The sequence below is a fragment of the Mordavella massiliensis genome (assembly GCF_016902415.1).
In the GTDB taxonomy this organism is placed as follows: domain Bacteria; phylum Bacillota; class Clostridia; order Lachnospirales; family Lachnospiraceae; genus Merdimonas; species Merdimonas faecigallinarum.
In genome coordinates this window covers 1-15,318 of the sequence record NZ_JACJLV010000030.1, presented here as the reverse complement: position 1 = coordinate 15,318, position 15,318 = coordinate 1, and the positions used below count along the sequence as shown (strand labels likewise).

Annotated in this window: 14 protein-coding genes; 1 reads left to right on the top strand and 13 read right to left on the bottom strand. The window is 52.1% G+C overall.

Annotation, left to right across the window (positions count from 1 at the left end):
- Positions 1-66: 66 nt before the first annotated feature.
- From H6A13_RS09340 to H6A13_RS09305, 8 genes are all read right to left on the bottom strand, one after another.
- Positions 67-1,149: a LysM peptidoglycan-binding domain-containing protein gene (locus tag H6A13_RS09340; RefSeq protein ID WP_204909322.1), complete on the bottom strand. Its 1,083-nt coding sequence runs from the start codon at positions 1,147-1,149 to the stop codon at positions 67-69.
- Positions 1,150-1,384: 235 nt separating this feature from the next.
- Positions 1,385-2,323, bottom strand: coding sequence for a transketolase family protein (locus tag H6A13_RS09335; protein WP_204909321.1), 939 nt, complete (start codon positions 2,321-2,323; stop codon positions 1,385-1,387).
- Positions 2,311-3,147 carry a transketolase gene (locus H6A13_RS09330; RefSeq protein ID WP_204909320.1) on the bottom strand — a complete coding sequence of 279 codons (837 nt, stop codon included), beginning with the start codon at positions 3,145-3,147 and terminating at the stop codon, positions 2,311-2,313. The genes H6A13_RS09335 and H6A13_RS09330 overlap by 13 nt, the downstream gene beginning before the upstream one ends.
- 27 nt (positions 3,148-3,174) lie before the next feature.
- Positions 3,175-3,828, bottom strand: a complete 654-nt coding sequence (gene fsa, locus H6A13_RS09325; RefSeq protein ID WP_204909319.1) for a fructose-6-phosphate aldolase — start codon at positions 3,826-3,828, stop codon at positions 3,175-3,177.
- Between the two features lie 107 nt (positions 3,829-3,935).
- Positions 3,936-4,532, bottom strand: a complete 597-nt coding sequence (gene recR, locus H6A13_RS09320) for a recombination mediator RecR (RefSeq protein ID WP_204909318.1) — start codon at positions 4,530-4,532, stop codon at positions 3,936-3,938.
- Between the two features lie 15 nt (positions 4,533-4,547).
- A complete protein-coding gene (locus H6A13_RS09315; RefSeq protein WP_204909317.1) occupies positions 4,548-4,901 on the bottom strand; it encodes a YbaB/EbfC family nucleoid-associated protein in 354 nt (117 codons plus the stop codon).
- A gap of 13 nt (positions 4,902-4,914) precedes the next feature.
- Positions 4,915-6,507, bottom strand: a complete 1,593-nt coding sequence (gene dnaX, locus H6A13_RS09310) for a DNA polymerase III subunit gamma/tau (protein ID WP_204909316.1) — start codon at positions 6,505-6,507, stop codon at positions 4,915-4,917.
- Positions 6,508-6,552: 45 nt separating this feature from the next.
- Positions 6,553-7,629 (bottom strand): 6-phosphofructokinase, encoded by a 1,077-nt coding sequence (locus H6A13_RS09305; protein ID WP_204909315.1) that lies wholly within the window; start codon positions 7,627-7,629, stop codon positions 6,553-6,555.
- Positions 7,630-7,796: 167 nt separating this feature from the next.
- Between H6A13_RS09305 and map the strand changes: the two genes are divergently transcribed.
- The gene (map, locus tag H6A13_RS09300; protein WP_204909314.1) at positions 7,797-8,606 is read left to right on the top strand and encodes a type I methionyl aminopeptidase; all 810 of its coding nucleotides are present in this window, start codon (positions 7,797-7,799) and stop codon (positions 8,604-8,606) included.
- An 83-nt stretch (positions 8,607-8,689) separates the two neighbouring features.
- Here map and H6A13_RS09295 read toward each other — a convergent pair whose 3' ends face one another.
- From H6A13_RS09295 to H6A13_RS09275, 5 genes are all read right to left on the bottom strand, one after another.
- Positions 8,690-10,759, bottom strand: a complete 2,070-nt coding sequence (locus tag H6A13_RS09295; RefSeq protein ID WP_204909313.1) for a glycoside hydrolase family 13 protein — start codon at positions 10,757-10,759, stop codon at positions 8,690-8,692.
- 16 nt (positions 10,760-10,775) lie between these two features.
- Complete coding sequence (ftsH, locus tag H6A13_RS09290; RefSeq protein WP_204909312.1) at positions 10,776-12,644, bottom strand: ATP-dependent zinc metalloprotease FtsH; 1,869 nt, start codon at positions 12,642-12,644, stop codon at positions 10,776-10,778.
- Positions 12,645-12,662: 18 nt separating this feature from the next.
- Entirely contained in the window at positions 12,663-13,190 is a 528-nt protein-coding gene (gene hpt / locus H6A13_RS09285; protein WP_204909311.1) for a hypoxanthine phosphoribosyltransferase, read from the bottom strand.
- Positions 13,135-14,541, bottom strand: coding sequence for a tRNA lysidine(34) synthetase TilS (gene tilS / locus H6A13_RS09280; RefSeq protein ID WP_204909310.1), 1,407 nt, complete (start codon positions 14,539-14,541; stop codon positions 13,135-13,137). The genes hpt and tilS overlap by 56 nt, the downstream gene beginning before the upstream one ends.
- A gap of 87 nt (positions 14,542-14,628) precedes the next feature.
- On the bottom strand, positions 14,629-15,318 hold a 690-nt coding region (locus H6A13_RS09275), incomplete at its 5' end, for a SpoIIE family protein phosphatase (RefSeq protein WP_204909309.1).

The window sequence follows — 15,318 nt, the reverse complement described above, 5'->3', positions numbered from 1 at the left end:
CACCTTTACTGATCTTCATTTGCATTTCTTCTACATGATCTCATATATTGTATCATACTTTCCATACTATGGAAGCAATAATTTTTGACCAATGTAAATCAGATTCCCGTCCGAGAGTCCGTTCATCTTGCAGATCGCCTCTGCCTGCGAGGAATCTCCATACACTTTCTGGCTGATGGTATCCAGCGTGTCGCCTTTTTGCACGACATAATAGTCGTCCTCTGTGATGCCGTTCGCCTCATCGGTATCCCCCTGCGCCAGCTCCTCCTCTCCGGTGCTCTCTGTAATCCCCGCGTCTTCCTGCTCCTGTTCTTCTACGTCTGTTTCCGTGGTTTCCTCTTCTTCCTGCGCAGGGGCTTCGGCCTGGATATCCGGGCCGTTGACCGACTGGGACAAGGATTCCAGAGAACTTTGTACAGCTTCCATTTTATCATAATTATTCATGGCTGAGACACCGATCACCAGGACAATGACTACCAGAAGAGCGCTTGTGATATAGACAAAGCGGGAACTGGAACGGTCGTTTCTGCTTTCCATCCGCTCTCTTACGGTATTGCGAAAATCCTTTGCAGCTCGATCCTCAACCACTTCACTGGGAGAAACGCCGATCTTTTTGCGCGTACTGATCATATAATTCTGCATGGCGGGATTTTTCTCATAAAAAATGTAATGCCCGCCCATCTGCATCAATTCTCCGTATTTATAGGCATAAAACACCTCTTCGCCGTCCAGCGAGTCCTTCCATATAAAGACAGACTGATCCTTTGCAAAGAAACGGCTGTGGATCCTGCTGACCTCCCGGTTCCTTCCCATGGGTTTCCCGTCCTCGATCAACCCCCAGCCTACGATCTCCGCCATGGGGAAATACTGCTTTCTGTCCTCCTCCATCTGACGGATCGTCTCCTCTTTTACGGACACTTCCTTTGGAGTCACCTCCACTTCTTTTAGCCGGAACGCCCCGGATATGTAGACCGCCGGGATCCCTTCCACAGAAAAGATCTCTCCTGCAAGCGCGACCCCTATGGGCTCGTCCCCCGCCTTATCCTTCAGCTGATTCAGAAAAGTATCCACATAATCCTCAACATAGATCTTCGGTTCGTCACTGACGTTGCCGATCTGCCTTACATTTTTTGGAAGTTGTCTTTCCATATACTCTCACCTCGTTTTTTGTATTTTGGGTTATGATAGCATATGGATTTTGCGTATTTTGCCAATCGGTGAGGCCCGGCTCGAGAAGTTTCCGGCAGATGGCCCAAGCCTTCGACGAAAGGCCCGAGATACCGGCAGCACGGCCGTCGAGAAAGATCGGATCACAAGAAAAGTCCCTCCCCGGCCGGCAAAAACTGCCGGGAGGGGAGGGACTGAAACTCACTGGTTTTCTGTTTTATACAAATGCTTTGACTTTTTCGTAGATGCTGTCTGCGTCCAGTCCGTATTTTCTGATCAGTTCTGCCGCAGGTCCGGACTCGCCGAATACATCGTTGATCCCGATCTTCAGCACTTTTGCCGGAGCCTTCTGGGCAACCACGTCGCAGACTGCGCTTCCCAGGCCGCCGATGACGGAGTGCTCTTCCACTGTCACGATCTTGCCGGTCTCTTCTGCCGCCTTGATCACGGCTTCCTCATCCAGAGGCTTGATGGTGTGCATATTGATCACTCGTGCCTGAATTCCATCTGCCGCAAGCTTTTCTGCTGCCGCCAGGGACTCGGACACCGGAAGTCCTGCCGCGATGATCGTCACGTCCGTTCCTTCTCTTAAGGTAATGGCCTTGCCGATCTCGAACCTGTAATCCGGGTTATCATTGATCACCGGTACGGCCGCACGGCCAAATCTTAAATATACCGGCCCCTCATGTTCATAAGCCGCCTTTACAGCCGCCTTTGCTTCTACATCATCGGAAGGATTGATCACTACCATGCCGGGGATCGTCCGCATCAGGGCCAGGTCCTCATTACACTGGTGGGTCGCTCCGTCTTCTCCGACGGAAATGCTGGCATGTGTAGCGCCGATCTTCACGTTCAGATGCGGGTATCCGATGGAATTGCGTACCTGCTCAAACGCGCGGCCGGCCGCGAACATGGCAAAGGAACTGGCAAATGGAACCTTTCCTGCCGCCGCAAGTCCTGCAGCCACGCCCATCATATTGCTCTCTGCGATCCCGCAGTCGATGTGGCGTTCCGGAAATGCTTTCTTAAAGGTTCCCGTCTTGGTCGCGGCCGCCAGGTCTGCGTCCAGGACTACCAGGTCTTCATGCTCTTTTCCTAATTCCACCAGAGCATTGCCGTAACTTTCTCTGGTTGCGATCTTCTTTACTTCTGACATAATGCTTCACCTACTTTCTCTAAATCTGCCATAGCAACTGCGTACTGCTCGTCATTTGGAGCCGCACCATGCCAGGAAGCCTGATTCTCCATGAAAGATACGTCTTTGCCCTTGATGGTCTTTGCAATGATCACCGTCGGGCATCCCTTTGTCTCTCTTGCCTCTTTGAAAGCTGCGCGGATCGCGTCGAAGTCATGTCCGTCGATATTGATCACATGGAAATTAAAGGCCTCAAATTTCTTGTCGATGGGGTACGGAGAGTTCACGTCCGAGATCGCTCCATCGATCTGCAGGTTATTGTTATCTACGATTACCACCAGATTATCCAGCTTTCTGTGCGCCGCCAGCATGGAAGCCTCCCACACCTGTCCTTCCTGGATCTCTCCGTCTCCCAGAAGGGTGTATACCCGGAAACTGTCGCCGGAAAGCTTTGCGGAAATGGCCATGCCTACTGCCGCGGAGATGCCCTGTCCGAGAGAACCGCTGGACATATCTACGCCCGGGATATGCTTCATGTCCGGATGTCCCTGCAGATAAGAACCTGTCTTACGAAGGGTCTTCAGATCTTCTACCGGGAAGAATCCTCTGTGCGCCAGCGCGGAATAATATCCCGGAGCCGTGTGTCCTTTAGACAGGACAAAACGGTCTCTGTCCGCCTTCTTCGGATCTGCCGGGTCAATGTTCATTTCCTCAAAATAAAGATAGGTATAAATATCTGCCGCTGATAAAGATCCGCCCGGATGGCCGGATTTGGCGCTGTGTACCGCCTCGATGATGCCTTTGCGGATCTCATTGGCTGTTTTCTTTAATTCTAAATTCTCCATGATATCCTCCTGCTTTTCTGCTGATTCTTACTCTCCGAATACTGCTTTGTAGTCTGCCTGGAATTTTTCAATTCCCGCGTCTGTCAGAGGATGATGTGTCATTTTCTCAATCACTGCGTAAGGAACGGTCGCAATGTCTGCTCCTGCCAGCGCGCAGTCTGTTACATGCATCGGATGGCGGATGCTGGCCGCGATGATCTCAGTCTGGATGCCTGCGATCTTGAAGATCTCGGAGATCTCTGCGATCAGGTCGGTTCCTCTTACGGAAATGTCGTCCAGACGTCCCAGGAACGGAGATACGTAAGTTGCGCCTGCTCTTGCAGCAAGAAGCGCCTGGTTTGCAGTAAAGATCAGGGTCACATTTGTCTTGATACCTTCGGAGGAAAGCACTTTCACAGCTTTCAGACCTTCTACTGTCATCGGGATCTTTACCACCATGTTTTTGTGGATCTTCGCGATCTCTCTGCCTTCCGCGATCATGCCTTCTGCGTCTGTGGTGGTAGCTTTTACCTCGCCGCTGATGGGGCCGTCTACGATAGACGCGATCTCTGCGATCACTTCTTCAAAAACTCTTCCTTCTTTTGCGATCAGAGACGGATTGGTGGTCACGCCGCAGATCACGCCCATATCATTTGCTTTTTTGATGTCTTCTACTTTTGCTGTGTCAATAAAAAATTTCATGTTCTTTTCCTCCTGTAATTGAACGGTTTACCAGATATTAGAATTATATCCCAATCCCATTTATCTGGTCAATACCGCTGTTTTCTAATTTCTTTATTGTCCTTCACCTATAGCTCTGTTCTTCCCTCCAGCGCTCTAAGAAGGGTTACTTCGTCAATGTATTCCAGGTCGCCTCCCACCGGAACACCGCTGGCGATGCGGCTGACTTTGATGCCCGTGGGTTTGATCAGCTTACTGATATACATGGCTGTGGTCTCGCCTTCCAGACTGGAATTGGTGGCGATGATCACTTCGTCCACATCCCCTTCCAGCCGGGTGATCAGTTCTTTGAGTTTAATGTCCTCCGGCCCTATGCCCAGCATGGGGGAAATGGCCCCGTGGAGCACATGATAGACGCCGTTATATTTTCCCGTCTTTTCATATGCCGCAAGATCTCTGGTATTTTCTACCACCATGATGGTCTTGTGGTCTCTGGAACTGCTGCTGCAGATGGGGCAAAGCTCCTGGTCTGTCAAAGTGCAGCACTCCTTGCAGTATCTGACATTTTCCCGGGCGGAAACCATGGTATCCGCCAGCCGTTTTACATCTTCGGCGGGCATATGGATCAAGTGAAAAGCCAGCCTTGCCGCTGACTTTGCACCGATGCCCGGAAGGCAGGACAGTTCTTCGATTAATTTACTGATCTGACTGCTGTAATAGTCCATTCCTGCCAACTCCTCTTAGAATAATCCGGGAATGCCGCCGCCCATTCCGCCTGTAAACTTAGACATTGCGGAGGCAGACGCCTCGTCTACCTTCTCCAGCGCCTCATTAACTGCCGCTACGAGAAGATCTTCCAGCATCTCCACATCATCCGGATCCACCACTTCTTCATCCAGCTTGATACTGCTGATCTTCTTTGTTCCGGTTACTGTCACCTCTACAGCCCCGCCTCCGGCGGTAGCTGTAAATTCTTTTGTTTCCATTTCTTTTGCCTGTTCTTCCATCTGGCGCTGCATCTTCTGCGCCTGCTTCATCAGGTTTGCCATGTTCCCCGGCATACCGCCTCCCGGGAATCCTCCCCTTTTTGCCATGTTTCCTATCCTCCTAATCTTCTACTGTGATTTCCATATGGATCAGCTTCTCAAGATCCACGAAGCTGTCCTCAAAGCGGCCGCCCCGTTCTAGTGAGCGGACCTCTACTTCTATCTGCTTGCCGATCTTTTCTTCGATCAGTCTGCGGATCTCTTCTTTGTGCTCCTCCGTCCCCAGCGCCCCTGCGCTGATCTCATCCGGCGCCACGATCAGCAGCACATTTCCTTCTCCTGCGCTTAACCGGGCCTTCTTCAGATATGTTCGGAGCATCGGAGAAGCATCGCCTAAAATGCTCCGGAAATCTTTTGCCACAGCCTTTACGTCTTCATTGAGCGCTTTGGGAAGCTGCGGCTTTGGGGCCCGCGGCTCTTCCCGAGAGGGCCACTCGCGGCCGTCCGGGTCGTCCGGATACTCCTGCATCCTTCGCGGCGCAGACCGTACCTCTTCTTCCATCTCTTCGATCTGCTTTTCCATCATCCGGATCCTGTCCAGCAGTGCGTCTTCTGTCTGCTCCATAGCCGGCCTGCACAGCCGGATCAGCGTCACCTCCAGAAGCACCCTCTTCTGCGTCGAATAGCGGAGTTGATTGGTCAGGTCCGAGAAAACGCGGATGTACCGGATCAGCGTTTCATTTTCGATCATGCCGGCCTCTTCTTTTAACTGGGCAAGGTTTTCACTGGATACATCCAGCACATCTTCCATATTGTCCGAACATTTCACCAGCAGAAGATTCCTGAGATACCAGGTAAAATCCGCCGCCAGCTGGGACAGCTCCCGTCCGTCCATCACCAGGCAGTCCACCGTCTCGATCACCTGCGATACATCCATCGCCAGGATTTCCCGCAAAAGCCGGCTGAATACATCCGTATCCACGGCGCCCAGGATTTCCAGCACATGGTCGTAGGTCAGCCGCTCTCCGATATAGAAGGCGGCGCACTGATCCAATAGGCTTAACCCGTCACGCATCGATCCGTCCGCGGCCTTTGCGATATAGCGGACCGCCTTTTCTTCCACATCCCATCCTTCTTTGTCGATCAGCTCCCGCAACCTTGCCGCGATCGTATCAATGGAGATCCTTTTAAAATCGTATCTCTGACAGCGGCTTAAGATGGTCACCGGGATCTTGTTGGCTTCTGTGGTAGCCAGGATGAAGATCACATACTCCGGCGGCTCCTCCAGCGTTTTTAAAAGTGCGTTGAAGGCTCCGATAGAAAGCATGTGGACCTCGTCAATGATGTAGACTTTATACCGCCCCTCTGTCGGACGGTAGGCCACTTCTTCGCGGATCTCCCGGATATTGTCCACGCCGTTGTTGGAAGCGGCGTCGATCTCGATCACGTTCATGGAATTCCCCGCCGCGATCGCGCGGCACATGGCGCATTCCCCGCAGGGGCTGCCGTCTGTCGGATGCTCGCAGTTGACTGCCTTTGCAAAGATCTTGGCCACTGTCGTCTTCCCGGTTCCCCTGGTTCCGCAGAACAGATACGCATGCCCAATCCTCCCGGCAGAGATTTGATTTTTCAGGGTCTTGACAATGGCGTCCTGCCCCTTCACATCTTCAAATTCACCGGGACGAAACTTCCGGTACAATGCCATATATGACATGTTTTACACTTCCTGTCTGTTCATGTTTTTGTTTCTTTTGTCGTATTATTTATCCCCGAAACTGATTCCTGTCATCCTTGCTTCTTTGATGATGTCAGAATCCGGATCCACATATTTCAGTTTCCCTGCAACCTCTGCAAGCGGAACTCTGACGATATCTCCGTTCTTCACTCCCATCATCTTGCCGAAGTCTCCGTCCAGGATCGCTTCTGCCGCGGCTGCGCCCAGTCTTGTGGAAAGCACCCTGTCATACGGACACGGGGATCCTCCTCTTTGCATATGTCCGGGCACGGTGATCCGCACCTCCTGTTCGGTGCGCTTCTGGATCCGCTCCGCCACTTCATAGGCAACCGAAGGATATTTTTTCTTTTCCTGCTTTTCCTTCAGTTCTTTTTTCGAAAGCTTGGAATCCTTCTTGGAGATGGCTCCCTCTGCCACAGCGATGATCGTAAACCGTTTGCCTGCCGCTTTCCTCTTGTTGATCGCGTCTACCACCACGTCCGTGTCATAGGGGATCTCAGGCAGCAGGATGATGTCCGCGCCGCCGGCGATGCCTGCATGCAGGGTAACCCAGCCGACTTTATGTCCCATTACCTCGATAATAAATACCCGGCTGTGGGAGGTGGCTGTGGTGTGGATCTTGTCGATCGTGTCTGTGGCAATGTCCACAGCGCTCTGAAAGCCAAAGGTCATGTCGGTTCCCCACAGGTCATTGTCAATAGTCTTGGGAAGGGTGATGATATTCAGTCCCTCTTCCCGCAGCATATTTGCTGTTTTATGAGTCCCGTTTCCGCCCAGGATCACCAGGCAGTCCAGATTCAGCTTATGGTAGGTATGCTTCATGGCTTCCACCTTATCAAGCCCGTTCTCATCCGGCACGCGCATTAACTTAAACGGCTGCCTGGATGTGCCAAGGATGGTCCCGCCCAGTGTCAGGATCCCGGAAAAGTCCCGGGAAGTAAGCATTTTAAAATTCGAATAGATCAGTCCTTTATATCCTTCCTGAAATCCATAAATCTCAACGTCGTCCCGCTTGGAACAGATGCCCTTTACCACTCCGCGCATTGCCGCGTTCAAAGCCTGGCAGTCTCCTCCGCTGGTAAGCATTCCGATTCTTAACATATGTCCGCTCCTTTCTTATGAACAATCAGTTTATAGATAAGCATAATAAAAGTATACCTTATTTTTCAGGCTGGCACAACGAGAAATTCCCCGGTTGACAGATATGGTATACTTGAATGGGTATAAATATAACGGATACCATAAAATCATAGAAAGCAGGTAGTCAAGTGGATAATCTGGATATAAAATTATGGTCGCTGGCCGCCAGAGGCCAGATCGTGCCGGACCGCTCTCTTCTGAAAACCAGGGAGCAGATCCGGGAAATCAAAAAAAGCGCCCGGCTGAACACCGCGGTGCTGGATCACGTAGCCGCCCACATCCGGGCCGGCATGAGCACCGCCGAGATCGACCGGCTGGTATATGACTTCACAACCAGCCACGGCGGGATTCCCGCTCCGTTAAACTACGAAGGATTCCCCAAAAGCGTATGCACTTCCATCAACGATGTGATCTGCCACGGCATCCCGGATGAAAATGAAATCCTGCAGGACGGCGACATTGTAAACGTAGATGTTTCTACAATCCTGAACGGCTACTATTCCGACGCCTCCCGCATGTTCCTGATCGGAGACGTTTCCGAGCGGGCGCGAAAACTGGTGCAGGTTACCGCCGAATGCGTGGAGCGGGGGCTGAAAGCCGCCAGGCCGTGGGGCCATCTTGGCGATATCGCCTGGGCGATCAATTCCCACGCCCGTGCAAACGGCTATTCCGTAGTAGAAGACATCGGCGGGCACGGCATCGGGCTGGAATTTCACGAAGACCCGTTTGTCAGCTACGTAACCCCCAAGGGAACAGAGATGGTGCTGGTGCCGGGCATGATGTTCACCATCGAACCCATGATCAACGAAGGCGGGCCGGATTTCTTCATAGACGAAGACAACGGCTGGACCGTATACACCGAAGACGGCGGACTTTCCGCGCAGATCGAGTACATGGTACTGGTCACAGATGACGGGATCGAAGTCCTGACAAAGTGATCGGGTACAGGGTAAAATCCATTTAGGTACAGGGCAAATTGCAATTTGGGACGTAGACCTTTGCAAAAGGTCTACGTCCCAAATTAGTCTTCGCGGACCGCAATCAGCACCAGCGCCGAATGCGCCCCCATATTAACCACCACTTCTCCGTCGTGGATCAGATACTCTTCATAAGCTGTTGTATAGCCTTCCTGATAGGAGTACATCAGCCGTTCCATCCGCCCTTTCATGGGCACTTCCGCCGGCCAGGCCGGAACGGTTACTTCTGTCAGTTCGTCCCGGTTGTTGATGATGACGATGATCTGCTCTCCTTTTCGAAATCTTCCGTAAGACAGGATATTTTCGTCCCAGGACAGGATCCGTAAGGAACCTGTCTGAAGGGAGCGGTATTCTTTGTGTATCCGCACCATTTCTTTATGGAACGCGATCAGTTCTTTGTCTTCTTTTCCCCAGGGATAGGTCCGCCGGTTGTCCGGATCTGTAAATCCGCAGACCCCGGCTTCATCGCCATAGTAAATGGTGGGCGCGCCCACCCAGGTCATCTGCATAATTACCGCTTCCCGCATAACCGCTTTGTTGACATATTCTTCTGCAGCCTTCGGCCCCAGCGTATCGACTCTGCCCACAATGTGGTTCGTGCGGGTCAGGAATCTGGAATGGTCGTGATTGGAAAGTTCGTTCATGGCCACCTGCAAAGACGGGGTCAGCATATTGGACATATGATGGGACATGGAGCTGACAAAATTGTCCGCGTTCCCGAACAGTTCTCCCCGGACTTCGTCGCTGTGCTTCTCCATGCCGGTCAAAAACCAGGTCACTGGCTCCATAAATGCATCGTAATTCATGACCGAATCCCACTCGTCGCCCCGCAGCCACGGGCTTGGATCGCCATAATGCTCTGCCAGGATCAGGGCGTCGGGATTCGCTTTTTTTACCACCGTGCGGAATTCTTTCCAGAACTGGTGGTTATACTCACTGCTCCGGCCCAGATCGGCCGCTACGTCCAGTCTCCAGCCGTCCACATTATAAGGCGGAGAGACCCATTTTTTCCCTATGGATAAAATATAATTTTCCAGTTTCGCGGACTCTTCATAATTCAGCTTCGGCAGGGTATCATGTCCCCACCAGCCGTCATAATTCCCATTGTAGGGCCAGTCCGCATCCCCTTCTTTAAAGAACCGGAAATAACTGCGGTAAGGGCTTTCTTTGGAAATGTAAGCTCCCGGCTCATAATCTTCCTGTCCTTCATAAATCCGCTCCCGGTCCATCCATTTATTGAAGGAACCGCAATGATTAAAGACTCCGTCCAGGATGATCTTCATCCCTCTTTTGTGAAGTTCCTCCACCAGCCGGATGAAGAGCTGATTGCTGGCTTCCAGATTTTTCAGGCTGGTCACCCGCTTCTGATACCGGCTTGCCTGGCTGTTGTCCGTGACGCCTTCCGGCAGGACTTCTCCTCCGTCTTCCACGATCACGCCCAGATGCGGATCAATGTAATCATAATCCTGAATATCGTATTTATGATTGGACGGAGAGACAAACAGCGGATTGAAATACAGCACCTGAACGCCCAGGTCCTGCAGATAATCCAGCTTGTCGATCACGCCCTGAAGATCTCCGCCGTAAAACTCCCGCACCCCCATCTTTTCCGGATATTTCGACCAGTCTGTCACCCGGCTGCTGTAGCCGCCGATATAATAATATTCTCTGGTCTCCACATCATTGGACGGGTCGCCGTTGTAAAATCGGTCCGTATAGATCTGATACATGACCGCGCCCTTGGCCCAGTCCGGCGTAGAGAATCCCGGAACGATCTCAAAGTCATAATACTCCTCGATCTCCCCGGAAACTCCGCAGCGATTATAATAGCATACGCTTCCGTCCTCTTCGTCCTGTATCATAAAGAAATACCGGAACGGCTCCTCATCAAGTTCGCGCCGGATGGAGTAATAATCAAACTCCCGCTCCGTACATTCTTTTTCCATTTCCTGGCTGTCTTCTATTTCCTGGCCTTCGCCTTTTGACAGTAAAAAAACTTTTACACGGTCATTTTTAGCCGTCCGGAATCTTATGGTCACTTTGCTGTTCATCTCCGGCTCCGGCGGAATGACATAACTTTCCGTACCGTCGCAAAACAATGCTGCCTGATTCATATAGCTTTCCTTCTCTCTAACTTACGCCCGTTCCTTCCTCCACAGCAGGCTTTTCCTCAAATAACGCCTCAAACTCTTCTCTGGAAATCTTTTCTTTTTCCAGCAGAAGATCAGCGCAGGCGTGGAGAACTCCGTCATATTCCCGGATAATGCTCTTTGCCCTCTCATAGCACTCGTCAATGATCCGCTTCACTTCCTGATCAATGGTTGTTGCCACATTTTCTCCGTATCTTCTGGATGCATGGGCAAGATCCCGGCCGATAAATACCTCGTCGCTGTCATCATCGTAGTTGATCAGCCCGACTGCCTCGGACATTCCGAATTTGGTTACCATGGATTTTGCCAGGCTTGTGGCCTGCTTGATATCCTGGGACGCTCCGGTCGTGATATCATCCAGCACCTCTTCTTCCGCCACACGGCCGCCCAGAGCCACCGTAATATCCTGCAGCATCTTGCCTTTGGTATTAAACATATCGTCTCTTTCCGGCAGAGGCATCGTATACCCGCCGGCTCCTCCGGTGGGAATGATCGAAACGCTGTACACCGGTCCCACATCCGGCAGAACATGGAAAAGGATCGCATGCCCGGCTTCATGGAAGGCGGTAATCTTCTTTTCCTTTTCTGAGATCACGCGGCTCTTTTTCTCCGCTCCGATCCCGACTTTTACAAACGCTTTCCGGATATCCTCCTGTTTTAAGAACACCCGGTCTTCCTTTGCCGCCAGAATGGCCGCTTCATTCAAAAGATTTTCCAGATCCGCGCCGGTAAACCCTGCCGTAGTCTGGGCAATCTGCTTTAAATCCACCTCTTCGCTTAACGGTTTGCCTTTCGCATGTACGCGAAGGATCTCTTCACGCCCCTTCACATCCGGACGTCCTACGATCACCTTCCGGTCAAACCGTCCCGGACGCAGGATCGCCGGATCCAGGATATCTACCCGGTTGGTTGCCGCCATCACGATGATTCCTTCATTGACGCCAAAACCGTCCATCTCTACCAGCAGCTGGTTCAGGGTCTGCTCTCTTTCATCATGGCCGCCGCCCATGCCGGTGCCGCGCCGTCTTGCGACAGCATCAATCTCATCAATAAAAATGATGCAGGGCGCATGCCGTTTGGCCTCGTCAAACAGATCCCGCACACGGGAAGCTCCCACGCCCACAAACATTTCCACAAAATCCGAACCGGAAATGGTGAAAAACGGTACTCCCGCCTCTCCGGCCACCGCTTTTGCAAGCAGGGTCTTTCCGGTTCCCGGAGGTCCTACCAGCAGCACGCCTTTGGGAATACGGGCGCCCACCTGAATGTATTTTTTCGGCGCTTTCAAGAAATCCACGATTTCTTCCAGCTCTTCTTTTTCTTCCTGAAGACCGGCCACCTCTGCAAACGTGATCTTCCGGTCGCTGTCCGTGCTCATCCGGGCGCGGCTCTTGCCAAAACTCATGGCTTTTGTGCCGGCATTTGCGCCGCCCTGCCGGTTCATCAGCGCAAAGATCAAAAATACGCCGGCCAGCACCAGCAAAGTGGGCAGGATCGTGGTTGCCAGCCAGTTATCCTGGGGCACATCCAGCATTTCATAATCAATCGCCTGCTCTTTTAAATAATCCTGGATCTCATTGACATCCGATACATAATAGTATTTGATCAGGTCGCCGTCCGCGTCTTCCTGTTTCAGTTCAATCTCCACTCTTCCGGTGGGAACGTCCTTATTCTGGCGCACCGTCACATCCGCCACAGCCTCGTCTGTGATGAGTTCCTGGAACTGATCCCAGGTCAGATCCCGGTCCCGTCCCTCGAAGCGGCTGGTATACCAGAGCACCGCCATCATGGCAATGGCGATGACCAGCAGCGTCACACTGCCAAATCCTCTTGTCCTTTTATTATTCAATGCTTTGCAGTCCCCTTTCTATTTCTCAAACTCCACCATTCCGATATAAGGCAGATTTCTGTATTTCTGGGCATAATCCAGTCCGTAACCTACCACGAACTCATCCGGGATCTCAAATCCCACATAATCCACTTTTACGTCCCGCACTCTCCGGTCCGGCTTATCCAGAAGCGTACACAGCTTCATACTTGCCGGATGTCTCTTCTTCAGGATCTCCAGCAGATAATAAAGCGTCCTTCCCGAGTCGATGATATCTTCTACCACGAGAACGTCTTTTCCTTCCAGCGATTCGTCCAGATCCTTTGCGATCTTTACCACTCCGCTGGAAGAGGTTCCGTCCCCGTAACTGCTTACACTCATAAAATCCATGGAAACCGGCACGCTGATCCTCTTTGCCAGTTCACACATAAAAAATACGCCGCCCTTCAGGACGCAGATCATGTGCACCTGCTTTCCGGCATAATCTTCACTGATCTTTTTCCCGATCTCTTCAATTCTCTGTGTCACTTCCTCTTCCGGGATCATTACATTGATCTTTTCCGTCATCTTCTTTTCCTCCGTAAAATTCTATTTCCAGGATCCGTTTCGTCCTGTCCGTGATCTGGTATTTCTGATTCTGGCGCAGTCCCACGATCCACAGGATCTCTTGTCCGTCTGCAGCCAGCCATATCCGGTCCCGCTCTTCCCGCGGGATTTTTTCATTGATAAAATACTGCTTCAGCTTCTGTGTATTCCCGCTCCGGTTAATAGTCAGGTAATCTCCTGCTTCCCGATGCCGGATTTTAACAGTACTCTTAATTATATCATAATCAAACCACTTCGTGTAGGGGGTATCCGGAAATCTTATATCCGGATCCGTTCTGTCGAACACTCTGAGTGAAACCGGGGGGATTTCCCTGTAGGAATGCGTTTCCTCCTCTTCCCTTTTCCGGATGCGGATCCCCTCATAACAGCGGACCCCTTCCAGCCGATAAGGAAGGTGGGCTTTTTTTCCCGTCTGCTTTCCCATCAGTTCCTGAAGCGAAGCGACATGGACGGCTTCGATATCCTTTCGTTTCCCTGCTGCCCGGCAGAGCGCCTCATGGAGCACGTAAGAGCGAAGCGCCTCCGGCACCTTCCGGTAGTCCTCTTCCCGGATCACAAGCCCCCCGCCAGCTTCCTTGCGGACGCAGAGATGGAAAAAGCGTTCCGTCTCCTGTCCCACATACGCGGCAAGACTTCGCATCTCGCCGATCGTCTGTGCCATATGGCGGACCGCCTGGTCATTTACCTCTTTCTCCAGATAAGGAAGCACCCGGGCGCGGATCCGGTTGCGCGTATAATGTTCCTCCTGATTGGTCTCATCTGTACAATAAGAGATTTCCCTTTTTTTCAGATATAATTCAATCTCCTGCTTACGAAACGGCAAAAGCGGACGAATGTACCGGCCTTCTGCCGGCGGGATCCCGCCAAGTCCCTTCAGGCCGCACCCTCTGCTAAGATTAAGAAGCAGAGTCTCCACATTGTCATCCTGATGATGCGCCAGGGCAATCTTTGCCCCGCCCCAGGCGTCGCCGGCCTTTTCCAGGCATTGTCTGCGGACGTCTCTTCCCGCTTCTTCCAGGGTCAGCTTATGGCGGCGGGCATATTCCGGCACATCTTCATGAAATACCGCCAGATCCACATCCCATTTCCGGCAGATTTCCCGCACATATGCCTCGTCCGCGTCTGCGCCGCCTTCCCGGATCCCGTGATGGACATGCACCGCCCGGACCTCGATCTTCATTTCCTTCTTCAGCCTAAGCAGCATGAAAAGAAGGCATATGGAGTCCGGGCCTCCTGATACGCCTGCTATCACCTTATCCTGTTCCTGCAGCATATGATACTCCTGTATATATGCCTTCATTTTCTGATACATCGATCCGGTACCTTCTGTTCTTCTGTCGGTTTCTCTGCATTTTGCCTGTTTTTACTATATAAAAATTCCCCGGAAAATGCAAGGTTTCTATTTCTTCCACACGCCTGCCGCCAGCACAGTCATATCGTCCAGAGGAACCTCTCCCGACCACTCCAGCACCCGTCCCAGAATGTGATGGGCCAGCTCTTTGGGATTGACAATCTCGGTATCCCGGATAAATGTCTGCATCAGCGTTTCCTGCTCTCCCGCCGGCAGGGCGTCCATTACTCCGTCCGTCACCATCACCACGTAGTCCCCGGACTGAAGTTCCCGCGTCTGTGTATCAATCTCAATATCCTGCAACACGCCGATGGGCAGCGTGGCAGACCGGATGATCTCCACCTGATCCCGGTGCTTTAGAAAAGTCGCCGCAGCGCCGGCTTTTACAAACTCGCAGGTTCCTTCATAGAGATCAAACAGGCTGACGTCTACCGTACAGAACCGGACCTCCTCTCTGCCGATCACCAGCGCCGTATTCATCATCTGCACCGCTGTTTTTACCGGGAAGCCTGCCCCCAGCAGTTCTTCCAGCATTTCCACCACCATGGAGCTCTCCCGGAAGGCGTCCTCCCCCGATCCCATCCCGTCCGAAAGAGCGATGCCCTGTTTCCCGCCCGGCAGTTCTGTCATCAGAAAGGTATCGCCAGATATTTTTTCACAGCCTTTCCCGATCCTTGCCACGCCCTGAAGGGTCTGATATCTGGCCCCTTCCATAAAGGCGACCGTACAGTATTCTTC

Bases quoted from the DNA above. Each gene is read 5' to 3' on its own strand.
- H6A13_RS09340 (WP_204909322.1), bottom strand. From the start codon at position 1,149: ATGGAAAGACAACTTCCAAAAAATGTAAGGCAGATCGGCAACGTCAGT.
- H6A13_RS09335 (WP_204909321.1), bottom strand. From the start codon at position 2,323: ATGTCAGAAGTAAAGAAGATCGCAACCAGAGAAAGTTACGGCAATGCT.
- H6A13_RS09330 (WP_204909320.1), bottom strand. From the start codon at position 3,147: ATGGAGAATTTAGAATTAAAGAAAACAGCCAATGAGATCCGCAAAGGC.
- fsa (WP_204909319.1), bottom strand. From the start codon at position 3,828: ATGAAATTTTTTATTGACACAGCAAAAGTAGAAGACATCAAAAAAGCA.
- recR (WP_204909318.1), bottom strand. From the start codon at position 4,532: ATGGACTATTACAGCAGTCAGATCAGTAAATTAATCGAAGAACTGTCC.
- H6A13_RS09315 (WP_204909317.1), bottom strand. From the start codon at position 4,901: ATGGCAAAAAGGGGAGGATTCCCGGGAGGCGGTATGCCGGGGAACATG.
- dnaX (WP_204909316.1), bottom strand. From the start codon at position 6,507: ATGTCATATATGGCATTGTACCGGAAGTTTCGTCCCGGTGAATTTGAA.
- H6A13_RS09305 (WP_204909315.1), bottom strand. From the start codon at position 7,629: ATGTTAAGAATCGGAATGCTTACCAGCGGAGGAGACTGCCAGGCTTTG.
- H6A13_RS09295 (WP_204909313.1), bottom strand. From the start codon at position 10,759: ATGAATCAGGCAGCATTGTTTTGCGACGGTACGGAAAGTTATGTCATT.
- hpt (WP_204909311.1), bottom strand. From the start codon at position 13,190: ATGACGGAAAAGATCAATGTAATGATCCCGGAAGAGGAAGTGACACAG.
- tilS (WP_204909310.1), bottom strand. From the start codon at position 14,541: ATGTATCAGAAAATGAAGGCATATATACAGGAGTATCATATGCTGCAG.